Annotated in this window: 4 protein-coding genes; all 4 read left to right on the top strand. The window is 50.7% G+C overall.

Translation table 11 applies throughout. The features are described from left to right. Positions 1–496 (top strand): helix-turn-helix domain-containing protein (locus tag S101446_RS17525; protein WP_087609104.1); only part of this gene is annotated, 496 nt, incomplete at its 5' end. A gap of 18 nt (positions 497–514) precedes the next feature. Next, positions 515–913, top strand: a complete 399-nt coding sequence (locus tag S101446_RS17520; protein ID WP_087609103.1) for a hypothetical protein — start codon at positions 515–517, stop codon at positions 911–913. Between the two features lie 112 nt (positions 914–1,025). After that, positions 1,026–2,015, top strand: coding sequence for a MobV family relaxase (mobV, locus tag S101446_RS17515; RefSeq protein WP_087609102.1), 990 nt, complete (start codon positions 1,026–1,028; stop codon positions 2,013–2,015). A 43-nt stretch (positions 2,016–2,058) separates the two neighbouring features. Further along, positions 2,059–2,412, top strand: a complete 354-nt coding sequence (locus S101446_RS17510; protein ID WP_087609101.1) for a protease inhibitor I42 family protein — start codon at positions 2,059–2,061, stop codon at positions 2,410–2,412. Positions 2,413–2,895: the final 483 nt, after the last annotated feature.

The following is a 2,895-nucleotide window of genomic DNA, read 5'->3' as shown; positions in this document are numbered from 1 at the left end:
CCTTCTGCCATTTTTTGATAATCCTGATTTTGACCACGATGCCCTTGGTCGGGTCATGGTCACCGTTCAACGCATTACCACCCCAGCCCCCGGAACAACGGAGCCGTTCGTCATGATCCGTCCTGCACAGAACCGTGCTGTCACCCTGTGGCTGATGAAGAACAGTAAGCGTCCCATGAAGGCTGTGGACGTCTGGACGCTCTTGTTCGACCACCTATTCCCACACACCGGCCAGATCATGCTGACCCGTGAGGAAATCGCAGAAGCAGTGGGAATAAAAGCCGATCATGTCAGCGAGATCATGCGCGAACTGGTGAAGTTCGGCGCGATCTTCTCTGAGCGTGAAAAGGTGGCCGGTATGCGGGGGCCGGGTCTCGTCCGCTACTACATGAACCGGCATGTGGCCGAGGTCGGCAGCCGCGCCACGCAAGAAGAATTGGCCCTGATTCCCAAACCGGGAGCCAAGCTGGAAGTCGTGCAGGGCGGCAAAGCCTAATCAACAAGGAATTATTTTATGACTGCATTTGATTATGCCTCAATTCGCATCATGTCTCCGCATAAAATCGACGGATATACTTGGGAGGGAATTGCCCCCGAAACTATCTCGGCAAACATTAAGGTGCCCTCAAAAAGCAAGGGAGATGTTGTGGCCGCTATTGAGCGCTATCTCGTGCAAAACCATTACACACCCAAAAACTATCACGGCATTACACTGCGCGAGTTTCCCAATTCAGGCCCAGCAGATGAGGGCAGTTTCTACATCGAAAATCCGGGCGAAAATGCGCTGGATGATGCTGGCCGTGTAAACAATTGCTTTGCTGTGGTGACCGTACAAACCGGCGTCAAACAAGCTGACGGCTACTATTCTTCTCACCCGTTTTTGGACCGTCTCGACATCTGGAACGAAGTCTAAAATTCAGGGGATGGGTCAAGGGATGGGGGCTGATGCCCCCGCCCTGCTTACGACAATTTGCTTGCAAATTGTGTAGTAAGTCCACCTTTTGAAGAAAGGGGGCTGAAACACCATGTCAAACTTCGCCATTCTTCGGGTTCAGAAACTCAAATCGCCCAAGTCCGTCCGAGCGTCCATGAAGCACGCCTACCGGGAACAGGATACACCAAACGCTGACTCCACGAGAACGCCAGACAATGACCTGATCGGACCGCAGAACGTCAAACAGGGTATGGCCGCGTTCGAGAAGGCGCTTCCTGAGAAGATCCGCAAGAACGCCGTCCAGTGCATCGAATACCTGGTCACGTCCTCACCTGGCGCGTTCGAGAACCGGGCCGCTGACCAGGAGGCGTATCTGAACGAGGCGTTGCGCTGGATTCAGGAGCGGCACGGCAAGGACAACGTGATCGCTGCCATCATTCACCGGGACGAAAAAACCCCGCACCTGTCGGCCTATGTGGTGCCGAAAGACCCCGATACAGGCCGCCTGAATTGCCGCCGATTCCTTGGCGGTGCCAAGGCTCTGAACGAGATGCAGACCGATTTTGCGCGAGTTGTGGGGCGCCCTGTCGGACTGGAACGCGGCATCGAGGGAAGCAAGGCCACCCATACCAAACTGAAAACCTACTACGGAGCGTTGGAACGGTACGCACCGGAGCACAAAAGCCTCACCCCAGCCGACCTAGAACCGCAGGTAATCAAGAAAGGGATTTTCACCCGTGTCGTGGAAGACCCTGAGCAGGTGGCAAAACGCATAAGTCAGACCGTTCAGCAGCATTATGAACCCGCCGTTCAGAGCGCCACAGTTGCCCGTACAGCGACCAAACGGGCCAAGGAAGACAGAGAGAGCCTGAAACAGCTTCAGACCCGTCTGGGACCTCTTGTGAAGGTTCTGAGGGATATTCCGACGCAATACCGGGAGAAGGTTGTCGAGGGCTGTCTGAAACTAGCCCAACAACTACGCCAGAAACTCCAAGAACAGGCGGTTGAGGCTCAACGAGAACGGACTAAAACATTTAGTCGATTTCGTGTGCGTGATAATGATCGGGGGCGAGGGCGTTAAAAACGCAGCTCTATAGGAATACTTCATACCCGAAAGGAAGAAAATGAAAAAGTTTATCCCTTTAATAGCTATCATGTTTCCTTGCTATGCTTTCGCAGCATCAAGTAATGATACTATAACATCAAAATTAAATGATACATTTTCATTTGAATTGGAATCAAACCCAACTACCGGATCCAGTTGGATTATTAAAAATCTTCCAAAAAATGTCGCTTTAGTAGGTATGGAGTACGTCCAATCCCAAAACTGCGGAAATAAAGTAGGCTGCGGTGGAGTGGAAAAATTCTTTTTTAAGTCAATTTCTTTAGGAAAAGGTACATTGGAACTTAAATACGGCCAACCTTTTGAGAACTTACCAAAAGATTCTACTTATAAATATATAAATGTAATCAAATAATACTTTTAAAGCAATTATACGCATCAAAAATCATAGATCTTCAAACTGGGAGCGAGTGCGGAGCAGGAGCCGCATCGCGCGGCCGTAAGGCCGTCCCAGTAGGCTTCAAATGGCAGTTTTCCACCGAAAAAAGAGAGAGACCATAGAGAGAGATTTTATCTTATTTATATCTATGGATTGCCCAATCTTCATTTTTTGGCTGCTAACTGCCGAAAATGAGTTGCCATTACCTCCCACACTGTGGGAGTATAAGCTCCCACCACATGGGAGGTAATGGGCCTCCTATACAGAGGTTTCCCACATGCGGAACGTGACCCGTCTTAAGACCCAAAAAGATCGACTTCGTGAAGATCAGGCCGAACAGGTTCGCCAAGCCCTTCTGCCATTTTTTGATAATCCTGATTTTGACCACGATGCCCTTGGTCGGGTCATGGTCACCGTTCAACGCATTACCACCCCAGCCCCCGGAACAACGGAGCCGTT

This window comes from Komagataeibacter europaeus, assembly GCF_002173515.1.
Lineage (GTDB): Bacteria > Pseudomonadota > Alphaproteobacteria > Acetobacterales > Acetobacteraceae > Komagataeibacter > Komagataeibacter europaeus.
This window is presented reverse-complemented; position numbering and strand designations above follow the sequence as displayed.